Genomic DNA, 20,886 nt, shown 5'->3' with positions numbered 1-20,886 from the left:
AAGCCTAGTTTAAGGGCGTATGATGAGTTCAAATGAACTTGAAATGTAATAAAGGGAGGAAAGCAGATGGAGTCTTTTACGCTCACTCGCCGTGATATGGCTCATTTGCTGCAGGCCATGGAAGGTCGCAGTGAATTGCAGCCTTTGGCCGTTCTCCAGGACGCCTGGAGGCGCACTCATAGCCATCTTGCCCGTTCCGGTAGCACTATGCCGACATTTCTGTACACCGAGGTGACGCCTGTGCTGGATAAAATCATCAAGGGCAAGCATAGCGCAGCCTTTTCACTGCAGGAGATCGTTTCTCTAGGCCAACTGGTTGAATATAGTCATGTCTCACTGGCCTCTATGCAAAATTGGGTCAAACGTGATTTCAAGGAGTTCCTCGGGGCTCCAAAGATCGGCAAAAAATACTCAGTCAACCAGGCTGCCATATTGCTTATCGTGGAAGATTTAAAATCATGTCTTGATTTTGAATCCATTCGTCAGCTATTTCATATCCTGTTCCAACAGCCTGAAGATGATACAGATGATCTGATTCAACCGGTCGATCTGTATGCAGCATATTCAACTTTATTTGAAGAACTGGATGCGAACGGAGACCAACTGCTCGATGTGGCAGCAGCAGGGTATGCAAAAGACAACGGAAATTCTGCTACAGGACAGCAGCGTCAAGAGACTGCGACAGAAGAACTGCTGGTTCAGGCCGCAGATCAATATACTTGTCGGCTACAGCATCTGACCTTTAACCAGCGTGAAGCAGTGCGTAATACTTTGCTGGTGGCGGCGGTATCGGTACAAAATAGTTATTTTCTGTCCATGGCGCGTCGGTATGTGAATGCGACATTATTTTTGGATTTTCAAGGGTAGATCAGGATTGGCGTAAGAAGCCGATCCTATTTTTTTTGCTCTTTTTGAGGATTGTCTACCCTTTTGGAGACTGAAAAAGTATACAAAAGAGGTATATACACTCAAACGCTGTCAAAGATACAATAAACATATATAATCCAGCAATTGGAAAAACTTTGAATATCTCTTCCAAAGCATATGGATACACACACAGGAGGTAATGGCATGTCCGATGTCTCCATCATCATTTGTACCCGCAACCGGATTGAAGACCTGACACGCTGTATACAATCTATTGCTGTACAGCAGCAATTGGAGCATACGGCTGTAGAACTGCTGATTGTTGATGACGGTGATATTTCCGACCAACAGATTGAACAGTATCGTCACATGGTATCTGGATTGCCTCAAGGCGTTCTGAAATATTATAAAAAAAGTCGTCCCGGCGTTTGGTTATCCCGCTATGAGGCCTTGTCTCTTGTGAGATATGATATTGTGCTGTATTTTGACGATGATGCCGAACTGGACGATAAACTCTATATCCGGCGCTTGCTCGATACCTACGAACAGGATGAAACGATTGTAGGTGTTGGAGGGATTGCAAAGGGACTACATTCGAGCCGGGCAGGAAAGCTGCTGGGCGTTTTGACTTTTCAGATGTCTTCTTCTCTCGGCAAGCTTTCGCCCAGTAGTCTGGCGGGATCATTGCTGCGTTGGGGTGAAGCAACCGAGACTTTTGATACTGAATTTTTCCATGGCTGCAATATGTCATTTCGGAGGGACGCGCTTCGTGATATGAAGCCGTATCCGTGGATGACCAGCTATGCCGTGGCTGACGATTTGTACATGTGCCAGCTAGCGAGCCGTTATGGCAAGCTAGTGATCAATCCTGACTTAAAAATCATTCATCATGAATCTCCAAGCTCGCGCGATAAGGCAGGCAGAGTAGCCAAGGCTACAGCGATTAATCACTATTATTTTCTTGCCCTGAAAAAGGCAGGAGCCATACAGTATGGAGCTCTTTTATGGACCTTAACCTACTTGATGCTCAAAGAAACGCTGCGTCGTAACTTTAATGCCGCAGATGGATATAAGCAGGGGGTGTTGTTCGTTCTGAACCCGCGTAAGCAAAAATATAACGAATATTTAGGCCCGGCGGTTCAGTAATTCGCTTTATACACATTGACAGGATAAAGGGGGAGTATGATGTTAAGCTTGTCCATTGCTCTGTGCACCCGCAATCGGGTTGATGATCTGACCCGATGCATCAATTCAATTGCCATGGGGGGAGCACCGGAGTCATGTGAAACTGAGCTGTGGATTATTGATGACGGAGAACTGCCAAAGCATGTGCTGGAACGTTATGAGCGTCAGTTGGGCAGAGCGGGAATTACCTACAGATATCATCGTAAGGAGCAGCCCGGATTATGGTTATCACGTGTAAAGACGGTGGAGCTGGCGCAAGGTGACATCATTTTGTTCCTTGACGATGATGTTGAGCTGCCGAGCAACTACTTGAATGAGCTAATACGTACCTATGAGGCATATCCGCAGGCGGCTGGTGTTGGCGGTATAGCACAGGGAATGAGCAACAGCTTTATGGGGACCATTCGCTGCTTGCTTTCGTTCCAGCAGTCCTTGTCCAAAGGAAGATTGTCACTTAGCGGTCAGTCTGGCTCGATGTACAACTGGCACAAGGCCAAGAAGACGTTTAAGACCCAGTTTTTTCATGGTTGTAATATGTCATTTCGCCGTGAGGCAATTCTAAGTCTGGAGCCGGTACCATGGCTGCAAAGCTATAGCGTCGGCGAGGATCTATTACTTTCCCGTATCGCCATGAAAAGTGGCCCCTTATATATAAATCCGGCCCTTACGCTGCTTCATCACGAATCGCCATCCTCGCGTGACAATATGGAGCAGGTTACTTATATGCGGGTGATGAATCATATTCATCTACTGCGTGACGAGGGAGCTGGTCCGATCGGTTATGCAGCATTATATTGGACAACGTTGTATCAGATTTTAAGGGAAAAGCCCAAAAAAAATCATAAAGCCATCCAAGGCTATAGAAGAGCACTGAAAGAGATTTTCTCAAGTACGAAGGAGCCTGTAGGCAGAGGACAGCTGCCAGAACGTAATTCCAAAAAAACGGTAGGCTGATGGAGGTGCGTCAAAAGACGCAAGGTGAGCATAGAGACGAGAGGCTTAATAAGGAACAGGAGTTGGACGTAACATGAGCACATGGACAGCAGCAAGGAAAGTATTCACGGGTGACAGTCTCGCCAAAACGATCATGCGCACGAGCTTTAACAATTTTTTTGTGCTAATCGTCACGACCCTGACTTCCATCCTGACCGCACGTATGCTCGGAGTAGAGGGAAAGGGTGAACTGGCCGCTGTTCTGTTCTGGCCTACGCTGATCGGTAGTGTATTGAGCTTCGGCTTGCCAACCTCGTTAATTTATAACCTCAAGAAGAAAACAGGCACAACAGAAGAACTGCTGGCGTTGTCGCTCTGGATTCAGTTGCCTGCCAGTTTGTTGGCGGGAGCGGTAGCATGGATATGCATGCCGCTGTGGCTGAATGGCTATGGTGCGGACATCATCCAGCTGTCGCAGATTTATTGTGCGGCAGCAGTGCCACTAGCGGTGCTGACAGCACTCACGACGGCATTATCGCAAGGATTGGATCGCTTTAGCGTATATAACGGTCTGCTATTTTACTATCCATTACTAAATTTCATCGGTCTAGTGACTCTCTGGCTGATGGGCTTACTTAATGTGCATCTGGCGGGGACCGTGAATTTTGCCGCGAGCTTCCTTGCGCTCATATGGGCGTTCCTCCGTTTGCGCAAGCATATGAATTTGCGTGCGTTTCGTCCATTGACCAGCCGCCAGGTACTGCGTCCTTATTATAGCTATGGAGCGCGGGTGTATGGGATGGAGTTGATGGGTACGCTGTCCACACAAACGGACAAAATCGTCATTGTGGCACTGTTGTCACCCAAAGCGTTCGGTCTGTACTCTGTAGTTTATGCTTTGTCCCGTGTGTTTAATGTGGTGCAAAATGCCGTCACTAATGTAACCTTCCCGAAGGTGACCGGGATGGAGCACAGTAAAATTGTCGAAACGGTAGGGCGTGCTTTTCGCATCTCCATGGCTGCGATGCTCATCGTCATTGTGCCGGCTCTCTTCATTGGTCGATACATGCTGGGTTTGCTGTACGGCCCTGCTTTTCTGGAAGCATCGCTAACGTTCTACCTGCTGTCGCTGGAATGTATTATCGGAGGCGGCTCATGGATTCTGGCTTCGGCTTTTAACGCACTCGGTCGTCCGGGACTGGTACTGTTCCGGCAAATTGTAGCCTATGCGATCACCGTCGGTCTGTTTTTTATTTGTACACCGATCTTTGGTCTGGACGGCATTGCTATTGCTCTGCTTGTAGGTGCTTGTGTACGCTTAGCGTTCTCGCTGTTCTCGTTCCCGATGTTTTTCAATGTTCCGCTATCCCGGATCATTTTTGATAAAAGTGATATTACATTTGTTTTGCAGACTATACAAAAGAAGCGCAGGAAGGGAGAACTGAAAGATGCCGAATTCGCATCCCATGGCTAAACTGAAAAATAAGCTGAGCGTCATTCTCGACGTAGTCCCTCAAGGTTCGAACATTATTTATGTCGATTATCCCGTCTATAATAACGGTGGGGACGTACTGATCATGAAAGGCACCGAAGCGTTCTTCAAGGATAATGAAATTCGTGTCCGTGCACGTTATAGCGCCATGGATATTCCCGATCAGCTTCATATTCCGGGCGACTGGATTATCGTGTGCCACGGCGGCGGCAACTTCGGCGATTTGTACGCAAATCACCAAAATTTGCGGGAACGCATCGTTCGTGATTTCCCTAACCACCGAATTGTCATCATGCCGCAGACGATCCACTTCCAATCTGAACAGAAGGCTAACGAGGTGGCTGCCCTGTTTAATGCTCACCCGGACCTACATATGTTTGTGCGGGATACACGTTCTTATCAGTGGGCTAAGGATAAACTGGGCCAGTGCAGCATCACCTTATGTCCTGATATGGCGCATCAGCTCTGGCCATTGAAGCCGACTACGGAAACCGTGAAGGACGTATTGTATTTCCTGCGTACGGATATTGAAACGGTAGGGGAACAAAAGAAATTTGATGACGAGGCAGATGTCTCTCACCGTCTGGACTGGGATACTTTATTCACTCCGCTGGAAGTGAAGGGGATTGTCTATTTCCAAAAGTTTTACCGTCTGAATAAGAAAATCGGTGGCCCGTTGCCTACCCGTACATTTTGGTACAAGTATACTGACCATCTCATGAACAAGGCGGTTACGCTGTTCAGTTCTTACCGCGAGGTTCGCACTTCACGGCTGCATGGTCACATTCTGGCCTGTTTGCTTGATATGCCGCATGTTGTCATCGATAATTCCTACGGCAAGAATTCACAATATTATAATACCTGGACACAGCCGAATCCGAAGGCGAAGCTGTTCACTGAAACACCGGATGCATTAGAGCAGCCGTCTTAATCGGAAGAAAAGCTATTTAAAAGACCTCCTGAACACTTCATTGGTTTAGGAGGTTTTTGGTTCCGTGCTATAAAGAGCATAAGTATAATTTAATTAGATTAACAATTAAGGCAGTGAATATTTAATGGCTTAATATATAGAGGGCGGAATCGTTCTGAAGAAGCGCAGCGGTCTCTAATACGCCAACCTTTCTCCCATACCGCTCTATTTTGACAATTCATTTCATGAATAGATATAATTTATGGGATAAAACTTGCAGAAAAGCGGAGAATTCTCCAGCTTTTGCTGTACATCACATGATCGTATATTTATCTAATGAATCGAGGCTGACAAATGAGCAATCAATCGATGGACATGCTTCTCACGAAGGATATCGTGCGTGAAGGGGAACCGATTTTGCGCACAAAGGTTGATCCGGTATGTCTGCCGCTGTCTGAAGAGGATCTTCAACAGATGCAGTGGATGCTGGATTATCTGAAAAATAGCCAAAATGAAGAGCTGGCCACCCGCTATGAGCTGCGCCCAGGTGTAGGGCTATCCGCCAACCAGGTTGGGTTGAATAAAAGAATGTGTGCTATCTATTATGAAGATGGAGAACAAACGGTAGAGTATGCGCTGTTTAATCCGAAGCTGGTCAGTCACTCTACATCGATGATTTATTTGGAACAGGGCGAGGGATGCCTGTCTGTAGATCGGTATATACCCGGATATGTCCCGCGCTACGAGAAGATTCGCATCAAGGCCAATTTACCGGATGGAACCCAGGAGCTGTTAACGTTTAAGGGGTATGCAGCGATTGTAGTACAGCATGAAATGGACCATCTGGATGGCATTATGTTCTATGACCGTATCAATTCGGAAGATCCGCATAAGCTGCCACAGGGAGTGCATATCGAACCTTTTGTACGTAAATAGTTCGTGATCTGTAAAGTGTGGTGACTCCGTTCACCACTTTTTTATTTCGCAAGAAAATATGGATATAAATGTTGTGAAGCTTTAAACTGGAAACACGTAGGCCGTGATAGAGGATATGAAAACGTACATAAATGTAAGCGCTTATCTTGTGGGAGGGATGGCATGTATCGTGGAGTACGGCATCTGATGAATAATATGCGTATGCGGAATAAGCTTCTCTTCTCCTACGTACTGATTGTCATGATCCCAGTGCTGGTGGTTGGCGGCTGTGTTACTTTTTATTTGCGAGAGCAGGCACTGGACAGTGCGATTGCCCAGACGGTAAATAATGTGGAAAAAATTAAAAGCCAGACAGCAAATTTATTACGGGTGCCAACGGATATTTCAAATGGGCTGATGTTCGATAAAAGGCTAAAGGAGATGGCGAACCGTCGTTATTCCGGCATGGTGGAGCTCATGAATGCGTACCATCAATTCAAGGATTTTAATGAGTTTACCCAGCAATATAGAGAGGTTGCTACCATTCGGTTCTATTCGTACAATCCAACAATAGTCAACAATCTGGAGTTTATTCCTGTGGACGCTAACACTGAGCGGCAGCCGTGGTTTCAGGCGGCTTTGAAGGGGACGGCGATTAACTGGTTTTACATTCAGGATAAAGAGGATAACCCGATTAATCGTCTCAGCCTGGTACGGCAAATTCCATTTCCCGAATACAATACCAAGGGAATTTTGATGATTGCACTGAGTCAGACCGAGCTGAATCATATGCTAAGCAAGGAGCCCTTTGAAACATTGATTGCGGATCGTAACGGGATTGTGGTCGCAGCTACCCATCCGCAGTCGGTAGGCCAGACATTGACGGATTTACATTTAGGCTTTGATGTCCAGCGTGCAGGTAAGGGGATTTATGAAGCAAAAATCAATGGAACACCCTCAAACATTATTGTGGATGAGCTATTGCCAGCCTCAAGTGTGAGCGGATTGACAATTATTTCGGTGTTTTCGACGGAACATATCGTGCAGGGGGCGAACCGGGTCAGCCTGATCGGTGCATTATGTGTTCTAGCGGTACTGATCATGGCGCTGATTCTGATTACCATCATTTCCTGGCTTATTACCAAACGGCTTCAGCGGCTGAGCTATGAACTGGGCAAGGTAGCTGCGGGTGATTTTCATGTGGTATCAAGTGTGGAGGGAAGGGACGAGATCGGTGATTTATCACGCCGTTTCAACCATATGGTGAGTAGTATCCGCCAGCTTATGACCCAGGTCTATGAGACGAGTGAGCATAACAACAAGCTTGAATTGGCACAAAAGGATATCAAGCTAAAAATGATGGCAAGTCAGATTAATCCACATTTTCTATTTAATGCGTTGGAATCCATCCGAATGAAAGCACATCTGAATGGGGAAGCGGAGATTGCTACGACGGTACGTTTGCTTGGCAGGCTGATGCGTAGGAATTTAGAGATTGGTAGTGGTAAAACAAACGTATTACAGGAGCTGGATATGGTGAAATCCTATTTGCAAATTCAGCAGTTCAGGTTTGGGAATCGTTTGATCTATGAAGTGAATCTGGAAGAAAGCGCGAAGGACATGTCGATTCCTCCTTTAATCATACAACCGCTGGTGGAAAATGCAGTCATTCATGGCCTGGAAAATAAGGAAGAGCCCGTTACCGTGAAGGTAGATATTACAATAGAACAAAGAGAGCTGCACATTAAAGTGGCTGATGATGGAATTGGCATGGAGGAAGAGCAATTGACCCGACTGTTGGCTAGGATCACGAGTACGGAGGAGCCGGAAGGGAGCAGTATTGGTCTACGTAATGTTCATCAACGTCTGACATTGATGTATGGTGAACGTTATGGTCTGCATATTGAAAGCGCATTACTGGTAGGAACAACCGTATACTTTTCCATACCAAGGGAGGAAGCGTCGAATGTATAAAGCGATGATTGTAGACGATGAGCCTGCGATTCGTGAAGGCTTATCTTCCATTATTGACTGGGGAGATTGTGGATTCCACATTGTTGATACGGCAGAGAACGGACGCGAGGCTCTGGAGAAGTTCGGAGAGCATCGACCGGAATTAGTCATTGTAGATATTCGTATGCCTGGGATGAGTGGACTGGAGGTTATACAAAGCATTCGCCAAATGAACGGGGAGCCGTTTCACTTTCTCATTTTAAGCGGATATGCAGACTTTAATTATGCAAGGCAAGCCATGGGATTCGGGGTGGATGGTTATCTCTTGAAGCCCGTCGATGAGGAAGAAATGACGACAGAGCTGAAACGGGTACGGAAAAGCATTGAGGACGAAAAGGGAGATGGAAAGTGGGGGAGTCCGTCTTCGCATGAGCGCGATTGGATCGAAGCACTGTTGTTCCCGGATCAGCGAGAGCACGGACAACAGCTTGCATTACCAGCATTAGGCTGGAGTAGCTATCAGGTAACTCTGCTGGATTTGCGTATACCTGACTGGGATCGGCAAGCCCGGCAGCTCGCAGCCAAGCAGCGGCTAACGGAATTGTGTCGAGAGCAGGGTACAGGCATTGTGTTTGAGGCTGGAATATATACGGGCCTATTGCTTCCTGGCATGTTAAAAACTGAGGAAGATGCCGTTCAGTTGCTGGCTGCATGGCGACAGGAGCTAAAGCCGTGGGTAACTGAAATTTACGGAGCTGCGGGTACTTCAGTAGACATGCTTGGCGATATCTCCAGATCTTTTGAACAGGCGTTACGATTACTGGAGCGTGCGTTTTTGTTCCGGGCAGAGAGAGTCATGCTTCCCGGTGACCTACAGGAATGGGAGACAGTCCAGGCTGAAACGGATGAAGCGTCTGATAAAGCTTCGGATGATCCTGCGCGTTATGCAGAAAAGCTGTACTATGCGCTGGATATGGCTAACGGTAAAGCGGCGACCCGTGTCATTAAGGAAATGGAAGTCCAATTTCCACAAATTTATCGTACAGAATCTGCAATCAAGGCGGCATTTGCCCAGACATTCACACTGGCACTGAACAAGTACGCAGCTGGACAGGAGCACAGCCGAACTGTGCTGGAGGAGCACTCCAGCTTGATTACCAATGTATATGCTTATTCAACATTGGGCGAACTGGTGGATCACTCGCTTGAGCATGTGTTGCAGTGGATTGGCCAGACTGATACGGGTGGCAAGGAGATCATCATGAAGCAAATGATTGACTTTATACATGGTCATTATGATGAAAATCTTCGACTGGAGTTACTGGCAGATATGTTCAATTACAATAGTGGATATTTGGGCAAACTGTTCAAAAGTCATACAGGCGAGGCCTTTAATGCCTACCTGGATAAGGTAAGGATTGAGCGAGCAAGGGGACTGCTTGCACAGGGGATTAAGGTACACCAAGTGGCGGGACGCGTGGGGTATGCGAATGCAGATTATTTTCATAGTAAATTTAAAAAGTATGCCGGGATGTCACCTTCTTCCTACCGTAATCAGGTTCAAAAGAACGGAGAAACTGATGGCTGCTGATCAATCCCATAGGTTAACGTTATGAGTCTCTCTTGCACATGTCGGAGGTATGTCCTCTGAATGAAGAGAGGCTCTTTTTTATATGTTGAAGAAAGGACAGATCAATAGAAAATGTCACATTGATTATGGAATTTGGAGTGTTTTCATAGAAAAGACATCATTATGACACAACTTTGACACGATGTTCACATTTTTGATTCTATTTCATTTAAATTTATTCTATATAATGGGGATAATCTGAAGCCAAGTTATGGCAACCATGCAATTGAGCTGAGTGAGTCATTTCCTAAATGAGTGACGATTTCATATATAATAATGTGAATACAATCACAAATACAAAAGACTTCAGATTACAAATATCATAAATCGTTGTTAGGAGAAGTAAAGGGGAGGAGCAGCATCATGGACGTATTGGATTTGGCACGGTTGCAGTTTGCAACCACTACAATTCTTCATTTTGTTTATGTGCCGATCTCCATTGGATTGTCGTTGTTGGTGGCAATTATGGAGACTATGTATGTTATCAAGAAAAAAGACTTGTACAAAAAAATGGCTCAATTCTGGGGAACATTTCTGCTGATTAACTTCGCGCTGGGCGTAGTCACCGGGATTTTGCAGGAGTTCCAGTTCGGAATGAATTGGTCGGACTTTTCCCGTTTTGTCGGGGATGTATTTGGTACACCGCTAGCCATTGAAGCATTGCTCGCATTTTTCCTGGAATCAACCTTTATCGGCCTATGGGTATTCGGCTGGGAAAGATTATCTAAAACTGTCCATTTAGTTTGCATGTGGTTGGTAGCGATCGGTACGATGCTCTCGGCTTTGTGGATTCTGGCTGCCAATTCATTCATGCAACGTCCCGTAGGATATGGAGTTGTAAATGGACGAGCAGAAATGCAGGATTTTGCTGCTTTGTTAACGAACGAGCAGCTTTTGTGGGAGTATCCTCACACCATCTTTGCTGCCATTGCAACCGGGGCTTTCCTCGTAGCGGGTATCAGTGCTTGGAAGCTGATGCATAAAAAGAATATGGACTTTTTTAAACCTTCTTTTAAATTGAGCATTATTGTTGCATTAATCTGTGCCATTGCTATTCCTTTGTTTGGTCATGGACAGGCTCAATATTTGATCAAAACACAGCCCATGAAGATGGCAGCCAGTGAAGCTCTGTGGGGAGACAGCGGCGACCCGGCGCCTTGGACGGTTATTGCAAATATTGATCCTGATAAGCAGGAAAATACCTTTGAGATTAAGGTTCCGTTTGCACTGAGCTTTCTATCATATAGTAAGTTTTCCGGCTCTGTGCCTGGGATGAAGGAGCTTCAAGCACAGTATGAAAAAACCTACGGCCCGGGTGATTATATTCCGCCAGTCCGTACAACCTTCTGGAGCTTCCGCATTATGATTGCAGCGGGATGTGCCATGATTGCACTTGCTCTGTACGGAGCTTATCTGAGTTTTCGACAAAAATTGGAGGGCTCTCATCGTTGGTTCTTCCGTCTTATGCTGTGGGGGATATCACTCCCGTTCATTGGCAATACCGCGGGCTGGATCATGACAGAAATGGGACGTCAGCCGTGGACTGTATTTGGTTTGCTGCAAACAAAAGATTCCGTTTCACCTACCGTTGTAGCAGGAGAAGTATTGTTCTCACTGATTGCATTTACGTCGCTGTATCTCATTTTAACGGGTGTACTGGCATTCTTGTTTGCCCGCACCGCTCGTAAAGGTCCAGATATTGAACCGCATCAGCATACGGTAATTCATGATCCATTTGCTCAAGGGGGTGGCAGCATTGACATTAAATGATTTATGGTTCTTATTAATCGCTGTGCTGTTTACAGGCTTCTTTTTTCTAGAGGGCTTTGATTTTGGCGTGGGAATGGCTACTGGATTAGTGCCGCGCAATGATCAACAAAAACGTTTGATGATCAATACGATTGGTCCATTCTGGGATGCCAATGAAGTGTGGCTGATTACAGCAGCAGGTGCGATGTTTGCCGCCTTCCCGCATTTTTATGCGACGATGTTCAGCGGATATTATCTGGTATTTGTGTTTATTTTGCTAGGTTTGATTTTGCGAGGAGTCTCCTTTGAATTCCGTGGCAAGGCCGAAGGGAAAGGGTGGACAGGAACGTGGGATGCTTGTATTCTGATTGGCAGCTTCCTGCCGCCGATGCTATTTGGCATGGCCTTTGCCGCTTTAGTGAAGGGTGTACCTATTCAGCAAAACATGAATTTGAAAGCTGGATTGTTGGATGTGTTCAATGGATACACCGTATGGGTTGGACTGACAGTGGTCGGGATGTGCCTCATGCACGGGCTGACGTTCGTTTCGCTGCGGACGATTGGTGAAGTAAGAGATCGTGCTCGTGTGATCGCGTCGAGGTTTCTTCCGGTGTTGGGAATTCTACTTGCTGGCATGGTGGTATGGACTTATTTTGCAACGGATTTATTTATACGTCGTGGTGCCTTTATGTATGCTGCGGTTGCGGTGGGGATTGTCGCCTATGTGCTAACATGGTATTTCCTGAAGCAGCGCCGCGAAGGATGGGCTTTCGGGATGACAGGTGCCATCATTTTGCTAAGCTTCGTCTCGTTATTCGTTGGATTGTTCCCGAGATTTATGGTGAGCTCGATCAACAGTGCTTTTGATTTGACGATATATAATGCAAGCTCCAGTCCTTACACATTGAAAAATATGACGATTGTTGCAGCAACGCTTTTACCCTTTGTGTTGGCTTATCAGGCGTGGAGCTATTTTGTTTTCCATAAGCGTCTCAGTGAGAAGGATCATCTGGAATACTAATGGATAAAGCCTGGTTTGAATTAAAGGGCATTCGGCCAGTAATGCTGCTGCTGGCCGCCCTTTCCCTGCTCCAGGGAGCAGCGGTAATTGCACAAGCCATCTTTTTGGCAAAGGCTGTTACGATTTTATTTGAACACAATCCGCTGGTAATGGCTTGGCCATCGCTGGCGTTGTTTTTCGCGGCTTTTGCAGTGAGGCATACGACGATCTGGCTGCAACGCCGGACAGCCGGTCGTTTTGCCGAAGCAGCAGGCGCTTCCTTACGGGAGCGTCTGCTTGCGCGTTTGTTCGAGCGGGGCCCGGGCTTTGCTGCGCGGGAAGGAAGCGGCAAGTTGGTGACGCTCGCGCTGGATGGCGTGGATCGATTTCGCAATTATTTGGAAATATCCATTCCTCGTGTAATAGACATGATGGCTGTAACCTTACTTGTGCTTGTGTATGTTTTCACATTGGATATGATTTCAGGTGTGATTTTGACGACTACGATGCCGATTCTGGTGGGCTTCTTTATTTTGCTGGGTTTGGCGGCGCGCAAGCAGGCAGACAAGCAGTGGCGTTCCTATCGTCTGTTATCACACCATTTCACGGATTCGTTGCGTGGGCTACAGACATTAAGGTTTTTGGGGCGCAGTCGGACCCATGGGGAAACCGTAGGGAAGGTCAGCGACCAATATCGTACAGCCACGATGCGTACGCTGCGAGTAGCGTTTCTTTCTTCATTTGCTCTTGATTTTTTCAGTATGCTGTCAGTTGCTTTTGTAGCGGTAGGCTTGGGTCTGCGCCTGATCAGTGGTTCAGTGGGGCTGGAGGCAGCGCTTGCGGTGCTTATTCTGGCACCGGACTATTTTATGCCTATACGCCAGTTGGGATCAGACTATCACGCCTCATTGGATGGTAAAGAGGCTTGGGGAGCGATACGCTCCATTCTCGGTGCAGAGGATGAAGCGCTGGAGCCGAATGCACAGACAGCTAATGATAAAGGATTAGACATCACGGGGCAGGATATCCTCAAGCTGTCCGATGTGTGTCTTCTTAATGAAGATGGCTCCGCCCGACTTGAGCATGTGTCTGCAAGTGTTGAACCGCACATGAACATGATTGGTATCGTTGGAGCGAGTGGTGCAGGCAAAACGACATTGCTTAGTCTGCTTGGCGGCTTTTCTGACCCCACTTCAGGCGAGCTGATCCTTAATGGATGCCGATTATCTGCGGATACCAAAGCTGAATGGCAACGGCATATTGCCTATATTCCACAGCATCCTTACTTGTTTAGCGCTACTTTGGCAGATAATATTCGCTTTTATGAACCGGAAGCATCCAACCAGCAGGTTGAGTGGGCGATTGATGCCGTCGGCCTACGTGAACTGGTGGATGGTCTTCCGAGTGGATTGAATGAGCCTATTGGGGAAGCAGGTCGGACATTGAGCGGAGGGCAGGCACAGCGGATTGCCCTGGCGCGGGCTTTGCTTAGTAACCGTCCGATCATATTGTTGGATGAGCCTACGGCACATTTGGATATTGAGACAGAATGGGAATTAAAGCAGACCATTTTGTCCGTATTGAAACATAAGAGGATGTTTCTTGCCACCCATCGACTGCATTGGATGCCGGATATGGACTGTGTCTGGATGATGAATCAAGGTCGCCTGGAAGAGGTAGGTTCCCATCAGCAGCTGGTTGCACAAAAGGGAGAATATTATCGATTGCTGACGGGAATGTCGGAAGGAGGGAACGGACGATATGAGAGCAACGGGCGATAGCAGCCAAGGCTGGTTTTTGCTTTATCTAAAACAATACTTTTGGGCCTTTCTGGCAGCTGCTCTTTTGGGCGCACTGTCTATTGGATGTGCAGGGGCGTTGCTCTTTACGTCCGGTCATCTGATTACCCGCTCGGCCTTAAAACCTGAAAATATATTAATGGTGTATGTGCCCATTGTGCTTGTGCGAACATTTGGCTTTAGTAAAGCCGTCATTCAGTACCTGGAGCGCTTGGTAGGCCATGATGCTGCCTTGCGCCTGGTGTCCCGTATGCGGGTACGACTATATCGGGCAGTAGAACCGCAAGCACTGATGATTCGCAGCAAATTCCGTACAGGGGATCTATTAGGGTTGCTGGCAGAGGACATTGAGCAGCTCCAAAATATCTATCTGAAGCTAGTCCTGCCTGCGTTATCGGCTTTACTGATTTATGGAGCAGGCATCTTGGCGCTTGGCTGGATGGACGGGACATTTGCCTTGCTGATGGCGCTGTATGGGGGATTTTTGCTTTTTATCGCCCCAGCTATCTCGCTTTGGACCTCACTCGCCAAACGGCGTACGTTCAAGCAGGAACGAAGTAAAACCTATCAGGAACTGACGGATGCTTTGTTCGGCATGAGCGATCTGGTGTTGAGCGGACGAACTGGGCATTTCCTTAGCACCTTTACACAACAGTACAAGAGGGCTGCCATGGTGGAAAATTCACTTCGCCGGAAAGAGTGGCGTTCTCATTGGATCGCACAATGCCTTGTAGGCGGCGGAATTGTGATTATGACTGTGTGGGCTGGAGGACTGGTAGCGCAGAATCGCATTGAAGCCACATGGCTGGCATCCTTTGCCTTAGTAACTTTTCCGTTGCTGGATGCGTTCGTTCGTGCCGGAGAAGCGGTGGTTCATGCGCCGGAGTATCAGGATTCACTTCGACGGCTAAAGGGTTCCGAGAAAAATACATCTGCACTTGCAGCACGATCGGATGCAGGACAATCAGCAGTAGGCGATGCTGCGGACACGATCAAGGAGCAGGCCACCGCTCAGCGATTAAGTCATGGGGGAGACCTGCTGCTGAACAACGTAAGCTACCGTTATGCAGCAACACAGGATTGGAGTGTGCGTAATATCTCCCTACACGTACCCCAGGGGGGCAAGGTTGCATTGCTTGGCCGCAGTGGTGCGGGCAAGTCTACGCTACTGAATTTGATTCAGGGAGCAGTGCAGCCTGATGAAGGGAGCGTTACTGTCGCAGGGAAACCCGTATTTACAGATGGAGCATACTCCAGTCTGTTTGCGGTGTTAAACCAGCAACCGTATTTGTTCGATACAACGGTAGCGAATAATATTCGTTTGGGACGACCCGACGCCACGCTGGATGAGGTTCGTGCAGTGACGGAGCAGGTAGGGCTTGGAACCTTGATTGATTCTTTACCAGAGGGTTACGATACTAGAATGCAGGAGACGGGTCTTCGCTTTTCGGGTGGAGAAAGACAGCGCATTGCACTGGCGCGAATTTTACTGCAAAATCACCCGATTGTTTTGCTGGATGAGCCGACAGTGGGGCTTGATCCGCTGACGGAGCATGAACTTATGCAGACAATGTTTCGCGTGCTGGAAGGCAAAACACTGATCTGGATCACTCACCATCTCACGGGAATGGAGCATATGGACGAGGTGATTTTTATGGAACAGGGCACCATTTCCATGCGAGGCAGTCATGATGAGTTGTGGCGCGATCATACCCGGTACCGCAATCTGTATAAGCTCGATCATCCGGGTCTATAAAATAGTGAGGATTGCCGTACGGATATATGATTATCTGCTAGAAGCTTTGAAACAGGGTATTTAAAATTTCGATTAACTTTTATATACTGGTTAGAGTTGATGCGTCACATGCTCATGTAGACATTCAACTGAAGGGGGCTGATAGGAATGAAAACACTCATCTCTAAACATTGGCATTGGATGCTGATTGGTTTTGTAGCCCTGATCATGGGTGGATTTGTCTTGTTTTATTTTCAGGGGAGTGTTTCGTCGTTTCCGGCCATTCAACCTAAACAAGCTCAGGAAGAGACAGACAAGACCCCATACGAGGTGGTTACAGTGGGTGTAAAAGGGGACGGTTTCTATCCTAAAAATATTGAAGTAAAAGCTGGCGTGCCAACCAAGATCAATTTCAAGAAAATGACATCCTTTACTTGCATTGATGAAGTACAGTCGTTGAAGATCGGAATGGACGTTTACCTGGATCACGAAAATAATTACTTTACCGTCAAGGACTTGAAACCGGGCGTATATGAGTATAATTGTGGCATGTATATGTACTACGGGACGATTACGGTAAAATAAATCAAAAAAGCCTTCTGGCACATGGGACTGACCCCATTGATGCTAGAAGGCTTTTTTTCTTTCAACTAGGTAAATTGCGACAGTAATATACCATCATCCACCTATGGTGCAATATGCATTATCCTTTATCCTTTACCTGTGATCGGCTTACATTGGCTGATCTTTTGCTTTTTACTTCCCTCAGAAAAATTACATGAGAACGGAACAGGCGGAATGGTGCTGTACAAGCAACAGCGATGGGAAGCACCATCCGCATGTGTAGTGGCACGAATATAAATCTTAATCCACTCCCCATATATCTAATTTTGAACTGATTTTTCTCCTAATTCGTCGGGTACCCGCATTGGGGTCAGCAAAGTATGATAATAGTATCTAGAGATGAGGAGGAGCTTGTTATGGGATCTTCAACTGAAACCGCTTCCAGCACTGATGCTGTAATTCCTGAATCCAATCGGGGAAAACCGCGCAAGGTTCGCGGATCGAAGCCTGAACGAGGTGGAAAAGGCTTGTGGTACAGTATGAAGCAGCAGAAGTATCTTTATTTTATGTCCATTCCTTTTGTCATATGGGTGTTTGTTTTCAGTTATTTTCCACTGTGGGGCTGGACAATGGCATTTCAAAATTATAAGCCAGCCAAATCGTTTTGGAATCAAAAGTGGGTAGGGCTAAACAATTTTATTGAGCTTTTTCAGGATGAACGTTTTTATCTGGTATTACGCAATACACTGGCGATGAGCTTGATGGGTATTGTTTTTGGTTTTGTTGTACCGATCTTTTTTGCCATTCTGCTAAATGAGCTGCGTGGTATGCTGTTCAAGCGAGTTGTGCAGACAGTATCCTACCTTCCGCATTTTGTATCCTGGGTAGTGGTAGCCGGACTGGTTACGAAAATGCTGTCCATTGACGGAGGGATTGTTAACGATATACTGGTAGCGCTTCATATTGTGGATGAGCCGATTCAGTTCATGGCCAAGGGCAACTGGTTTTGGTACATTGTAACCGCTTCCGACATATGGAAAGAGACGGGCTGGAATACGATTATTTATTTAGCGGCCATCACCGGAATTGACCAAGAGCAGTACGAAGCTTCGCGTGTGGATGGGGCCAGTCGCTGGAGACAGATGTGGCATATTACACTGCCAGGTATTCGCTCGACTATCGCTATTCTGTTTATTATGGCGATTGGACATCTGGTCAGCAATGGTTTTGAAAAGCAGTTCTTGCTTGGCAATAGTCTCGTAACGGATTATTCGGAAGTACTGGATTTGTATGCACTGAATTACGGGATTAATTTGGGCCGCTTCTCTTACGGGACGGCGATAGGTATTTTCAACTCACTGGTTAGCATTCTGTTGTTGTTTACAGCGAACGGTATATTCAAAAAATTGACCAAAGAAAGCATCATGTAGGGAGGGAGAAGCGAAATGACGAATAAGGCATTTAATGCTACACGGTCTGAAAAGCTGTTTGACCTGTTCAATTATATCCTCATGGCTCTGATCGTGGTGTTGACGCTGTATCCGTTTCTGAACGTACTGGCGATTTCCCTGAACAACTCGACGGACACGGTGCGTGGCGGTATTTATATATGGCCTCGTCAGTTTACACTCGAAAATTACAAGACGATTTTCCAATATGATGGCCTTCTTCGGGGTCTGCAGATATCGATTTTACGTACTGTGGTTGGAACGGTGCTGGGACTTATCTGTGCTTCTATGCTTGCATTTACACTGAGTCGGGTCGATTTCCGCGCGCGCAAGTTCATATCTACGTTTCTAGCGTTGACGATGTATTTTTCCGGTGGGATGGTGCCTGTGTTTATTTTGATGCGTGATTTGCATTTGCTGGGCACGTTCTGGGTGTATATTTTTCCTGGGCTGATCAGCGCGTTTAACGTTTTTGTCATTCGCTCCTTTATGGATGGATTGCCGTATGCGTTACAGGAGTCTGCCAAGCTGGATGGAGCCAATGACTTTACAATATATTTGAAGGTTATTTTACCGCTGTGCAAGCCTGTGCTGGCTACAATCGCTCTTTTTTTGGCGGTAAATCAATGGAACGCATGGTTTGATACGTACTTGTACAACGGGACCGCCGCACAATGGACAACACTGCAATTTGAGCTGATGAAAATACTGCAAAGTACGCAGCAAGGCGGCGCTAATATGGCGAATAGCAACGATATGGCCAAGCAAATGGCCCAAATTTCGCCAGAATCGATTAAAATGGCAATCACGATTACCGTTACGCTTCCCATTTTGCTCGTATATCCATTCCTGCAAAAGTATTTTGTAGGCGGTATGACACTGGGAGCTGTTAAATCATAGCAATCCAATCGTAACACGTAACAGTTCATTCACAACGGTAAAATCTTACGAATGCAGGAGGTTTTGAACATGAAAAAACACTGGACCAGATTTGCACTGATTCCCTTGCTCGCCGTATCGCTTGCCGCACTCGCAGGTTGCGGTGGAAGTGATAAAACAGCGAAGGAGAGCTCATCCAGCGGCACAGATCCGATTACATTTAGCTTCTTTGGAGCAGATACAAGCCCGCAATGGAATGGAATGAAGGATGACATAGGCAAGGAAATCACCAAGAAAACAGGTGTAACCTTGAATGCGGAATTTGATGTCAGCGGCGGAGGTGGGGATGACCGGATCGCTTTGATGGCAGCAAGTGGTGAATACCCAGACCTGGTCTCTCCTAAAGCAAATATTAACAAGCTTGTGGATGCGGGGGCGATGATTGATCTGACCGATCTGATCAACGATCACGCACCCAATCTCAAAAAGCTATACGGACCCTATATGGATCGGCTGAAATACAGCAATAAAGATCAAGCCATCTACGTTATTCCTACGTATGCAGGGGTGGGACAGGAGAGCTTTGACGCGACGGGAGGATTTGAAATTCAGCATAAGGTGCTGAAGGAGCTGGGGTATCCCAAGGTGAGAACATTACAGGATTTTGAAAACGTACTCAAAACCTACATCGCCAAGCACCCGACAATTAACGGCAAAAAAACGATTCCTCTCACGCTGGACGCAGACGACTGGAGAATTATGATTACGGTAACGAACCCTGCCTTCCAGACGACTGGAGCGCCAGATGATGGTGAATATTTTATTGATCCCAAAACTTTTGAAGCCAAGCTTCATTACAAACGTCCGGAAGAAAAAGAATATTTCCGTTGGTTGAACCACATGTACAATGAAGGACTGCTTGATAAAGATTCGTTTGTGCAAAAAAGCGATCAATACAAATCCAAAATTGCCAGCGGCCGTGTCCTTGGTCTAATCGACCAGGAGTGGGGTTATCAGGATGCCGAAAATGCATTAAAAGCGTCAGGCAAGGCTGATGCCAGCTACGCGCACTTTCCAGTAACACTTTCAGAGGAGTACAAGGATCGTTCCTTCCAGGATACAGGCTTTGCGTCCGGTTATGGTGTAGGGATTACGGAAAGTTGCAAGGACCCGGTGCGGGCTATTAAATTCCTGGATTATCTAGCTTCCGATGAAGGACAGGTGCTGGTGAACTGGGGAATTGAAGGTAAGCACTATGAAATTAAAGACGGCAAACGTGTCATTCCTGCCGACGTATTGGAGCAAAAAACGAACAATACAACCAGCTTCAATAAATCCACTGGAATAGACTTGTATACATTAATGAGCGGACACTATGGTGACGGAGTGAAGGACCCTACGGGTAACTACTACACTGCCAAATTCCCGGAACAAATTATCGCGGCTTATTCGAAGCCGGAGAAAGAATCACTTAAAGCGTATGGCGTAAAAACGTGGAAGGAACTGTTTCCAGGAAAAGAAGAATTCGATGTGAAGCCATGGGGCGCAGCCTATAACATAACGACAGACAATGAATCCAACTATAACGTTACATTCAAAAAGACGACAGACATTATCCGCAAACGTATACCGGAAGCTATTTTAGCACCGACTTCCAATTTTGATACGGTATACGACAACATGATTAAAGAACTGGATGCCGCCGGAGCTGTCCAAATGGAACAGCAATACACGCAACTTGTGAAGGACAGAGTGGAGCTATGGAGTGGTAAAGCTACTAAATAGCAAGTCAATGTATCCAAACTTTGAAATCTCGGAGTGACAGAG

At 46.6% G+C, this 20,886-nt stretch carries 16 protein-coding genes; all 16 read left to right on the top strand.

The features are described 5' to 3' along the window. Window positions 1-66 precede the first annotated feature (66 nt). Window positions 67-867: a DUF1836 domain-containing protein gene (locus ABEW32_RS23310; protein ID WP_430192248.1), complete on the top strand. Its 801-nt coding sequence runs from the start codon at window positions 67-69 to the stop codon at window positions 865-867. A gap of 204 nt (window positions 868-1,071) precedes the next feature. Further along, the gene (locus ABEW32_RS23305) at window positions 1,072-2,013 is read left to right on the top strand and encodes a glycosyltransferase family 2 protein (RefSeq protein WP_430192246.1); all 942 of its coding nucleotides are present in this window, start codon (window positions 1,072-1,074) and stop codon (window positions 2,011-2,013) included. 39 nt (window positions 2,014-2,052) lie between these two features. Next, entirely contained in the window at window positions 2,053-3,006 is a 954-nt protein-coding gene (locus ABEW32_RS23300; RefSeq protein WP_430192421.1) for a glycosyltransferase family 2 protein, read from the top strand. A 73-nt stretch (window positions 3,007-3,079) separates the two neighbouring features. Beyond that, window positions 3,080-4,459: a lipopolysaccharide biosynthesis protein gene (locus ABEW32_RS23295; RefSeq protein ID WP_430192244.1), complete on the top strand. Its 1,380-nt coding sequence runs from the start codon at window positions 3,080-3,082 to the stop codon at window positions 4,457-4,459. Beyond that, window positions 4,434-5,408, top strand: coding sequence for a polysaccharide pyruvyl transferase family protein (locus tag ABEW32_RS23290; RefSeq protein WP_430192242.1), 975 nt, complete (start codon window positions 4,434-4,436; stop codon window positions 5,406-5,408). The genes ABEW32_RS23295 and ABEW32_RS23290 overlap by 26 nt, the downstream gene beginning before the upstream one ends. A 333-nt stretch (window positions 5,409-5,741) precedes the next feature. Then, window positions 5,742-6,323, top strand: a complete 582-nt coding sequence (gene def / locus ABEW32_RS23285) for a peptide deformylase (protein WP_430192240.1) — start codon at window positions 5,742-5,744, stop codon at window positions 6,321-6,323. Between the two features lie 162 nt (window positions 6,324-6,485). After that, entirely contained in the window at window positions 6,486-8,276 is a 1,791-nt protein-coding gene (locus tag ABEW32_RS23280; RefSeq protein ID WP_430192238.1) for a cache domain-containing sensor histidine kinase, read from the top strand. Next, window positions 8,269-9,846 (top strand): response regulator, encoded by a 1,578-nt coding sequence (locus ABEW32_RS23275; RefSeq protein WP_430192236.1) that lies wholly within the window; start codon window positions 8,269-8,271, stop codon window positions 9,844-9,846. Before ABEW32_RS23280 ends, ABEW32_RS23275 begins: the two co-directional genes overlap by 8 nt. 402 nt (window positions 9,847-10,248) lie before the next feature. Beyond that, window positions 10,249-11,655, top strand: coding sequence for a cytochrome ubiquinol oxidase subunit I (locus ABEW32_RS23270; protein ID WP_430192234.1), 1,407 nt, complete (start codon window positions 10,249-10,251; stop codon window positions 11,653-11,655). After that, the gene (cydB, locus tag ABEW32_RS23265; RefSeq protein WP_430192232.1) at window positions 11,642-12,655 is read left to right on the top strand and encodes a cytochrome d ubiquinol oxidase subunit II; all 1,014 of its coding nucleotides are present in this window, start codon (window positions 11,642-11,644) and stop codon (window positions 12,653-12,655) included. The genes ABEW32_RS23270 and cydB overlap by 14 nt, the downstream gene beginning before the upstream one ends. Then, window positions 12,655-14,415: a thiol reductant ABC exporter subunit CydD gene (gene cydD / locus ABEW32_RS23260; protein WP_430192230.1), complete on the top strand. Its 1,761-nt coding sequence runs from the start codon at window positions 12,655-12,657 to the stop codon at window positions 14,413-14,415. The genes cydB and cydD overlap by 1 nt, the downstream gene beginning before the upstream one ends. Continuing rightward, window positions 14,396-16,189, top strand: a complete 1,794-nt coding sequence (gene cydC / locus ABEW32_RS23255) for a thiol reductant ABC exporter subunit CydC (protein WP_430192228.1) — start codon at window positions 14,396-14,398, stop codon at window positions 16,187-16,189. Before cydD ends, cydC begins: the two co-directional genes overlap by 20 nt. A 147-nt stretch (window positions 16,190-16,336) precedes the next feature. Further along, window positions 16,337-16,753 carry a cupredoxin domain-containing protein gene (locus tag ABEW32_RS23250; RefSeq protein ID WP_430192226.1) on the top strand — a complete coding sequence of 139 codons (417 nt, stop codon included), beginning with the start codon at window positions 16,337-16,339 and terminating at the stop codon, window positions 16,751-16,753. A 395-nt stretch (window positions 16,754-17,148) separates the two neighbouring features. After that, complete coding sequence (locus tag ABEW32_RS23245; RefSeq protein WP_430192225.1) at window positions 17,149-18,162, top strand: ABC transporter permease; 1,014 nt, start codon at window positions 17,149-17,151, stop codon at window positions 18,160-18,162. Between the two features lie 15 nt (window positions 18,163-18,177). Beyond that, window positions 18,178-19,080, top strand: a complete 903-nt coding sequence (locus ABEW32_RS23240; RefSeq protein WP_430192223.1) for a carbohydrate ABC transporter permease — start codon at window positions 18,178-18,180, stop codon at window positions 19,078-19,080. Between the two features lie 69 nt (window positions 19,081-19,149). Next, window positions 19,150-20,844 carry an ABC transporter substrate-binding protein gene (locus ABEW32_RS23235; protein WP_430192221.1) on the top strand — a complete coding sequence of 565 codons (1,695 nt, stop codon included), beginning with the start codon at window positions 19,150-19,152 and terminating at the stop codon, window positions 20,842-20,844. Window positions 20,845-20,886: the final 42 nt, after the last annotated feature.

The organism is Paenibacillus jamilae (assembly GCF_050482105.1).
Taxonomy (GTDB): domain Bacteria; phylum Bacillota; class Bacilli; order Paenibacillales; family Paenibacillaceae; genus Paenibacillus; species Paenibacillus jamilae_B.
This window is presented reverse-complemented; position numbering and strand designations above follow the sequence as displayed.

Excerpts from the sequence above, each read along its gene's own strand:
- ABEW32_RS23305 (WP_430192246.1), top strand. The coding sequence starts at position 1,072 with ATGTCCGATGTCTCCATCATCATTTGTACCCGCAACCGGATTGAAGAC.
- ABEW32_RS23280 (WP_430192238.1), top strand. The coding sequence starts at position 6,486 with ATGTATCGTGGAGTACGGCATCTGATGAATAATATGCGTATGCGGAAT.
- ABEW32_RS23245 (WP_430192225.1), top strand. The coding sequence starts at position 17,149 with ATGGGATCTTCAACTGAAACCGCTTCCAGCACTGATGCTGTAATTCCT.
- ABEW32_RS23270 (WP_430192234.1), top strand. The coding sequence starts at position 10,249 with ATGGACGTATTGGATTTGGCACGGTTGCAGTTTGCAACCACTACAATT.
- ABEW32_RS23240 (WP_430192223.1), top strand. The coding sequence starts at position 18,178 with ATGACGAATAAGGCATTTAATGCTACACGGTCTGAAAAGCTGTTTGAC.
- ABEW32_RS23275 (WP_430192236.1), top strand. The coding sequence starts at position 8,269 with ATGTATAAAGCGATGATTGTAGACGATGAGCCTGCGATTCGTGAAGGC.
- cydD (WP_430192230.1), top strand. The coding sequence starts at position 12,655 with ATGGATAAAGCCTGGTTTGAATTAAAGGGCATTCGGCCAGTAATGCTG.
- ABEW32_RS23250 (WP_430192226.1), top strand. The coding sequence starts at position 16,337 with ATGAAAACACTCATCTCTAAACATTGGCATTGGATGCTGATTGGTTTT.
- ABEW32_RS23235 (WP_430192221.1), top strand. The coding sequence starts at position 19,150 with ATGAAAAAACACTGGACCAGATTTGCACTGATTCCCTTGCTCGCCGTA.
- ABEW32_RS23290 (WP_430192242.1), top strand. The coding sequence starts at position 4,434 with ATGCCGAATTCGCATCCCATGGCTAAACTGAAAAATAAGCTGAGCGTC.
- ABEW32_RS23300 (WP_430192421.1), top strand. The coding sequence starts at position 2,053 with ATGTTAAGCTTGTCCATTGCTCTGTGCACCCGCAATCGGGTTGATGAT.
- ABEW32_RS23310 (WP_430192248.1), top strand. The coding sequence starts at position 67 with ATGGAGTCTTTTACGCTCACTCGCCGTGATATGGCTCATTTGCTGCAG.
- def (WP_430192240.1), top strand. The coding sequence starts at position 5,742 with ATGAGCAATCAATCGATGGACATGCTTCTCACGAAGGATATCGTGCGT.
- ABEW32_RS23295 (WP_430192244.1), top strand. The coding sequence starts at position 3,080 with ATGAGCACATGGACAGCAGCAAGGAAAGTATTCACGGGTGACAGTCTC.
- cydC (WP_430192228.1), top strand. The coding sequence starts at position 14,396 with ATGAGAGCAACGGGCGATAGCAGCCAAGGCTGGTTTTTGCTTTATCTA.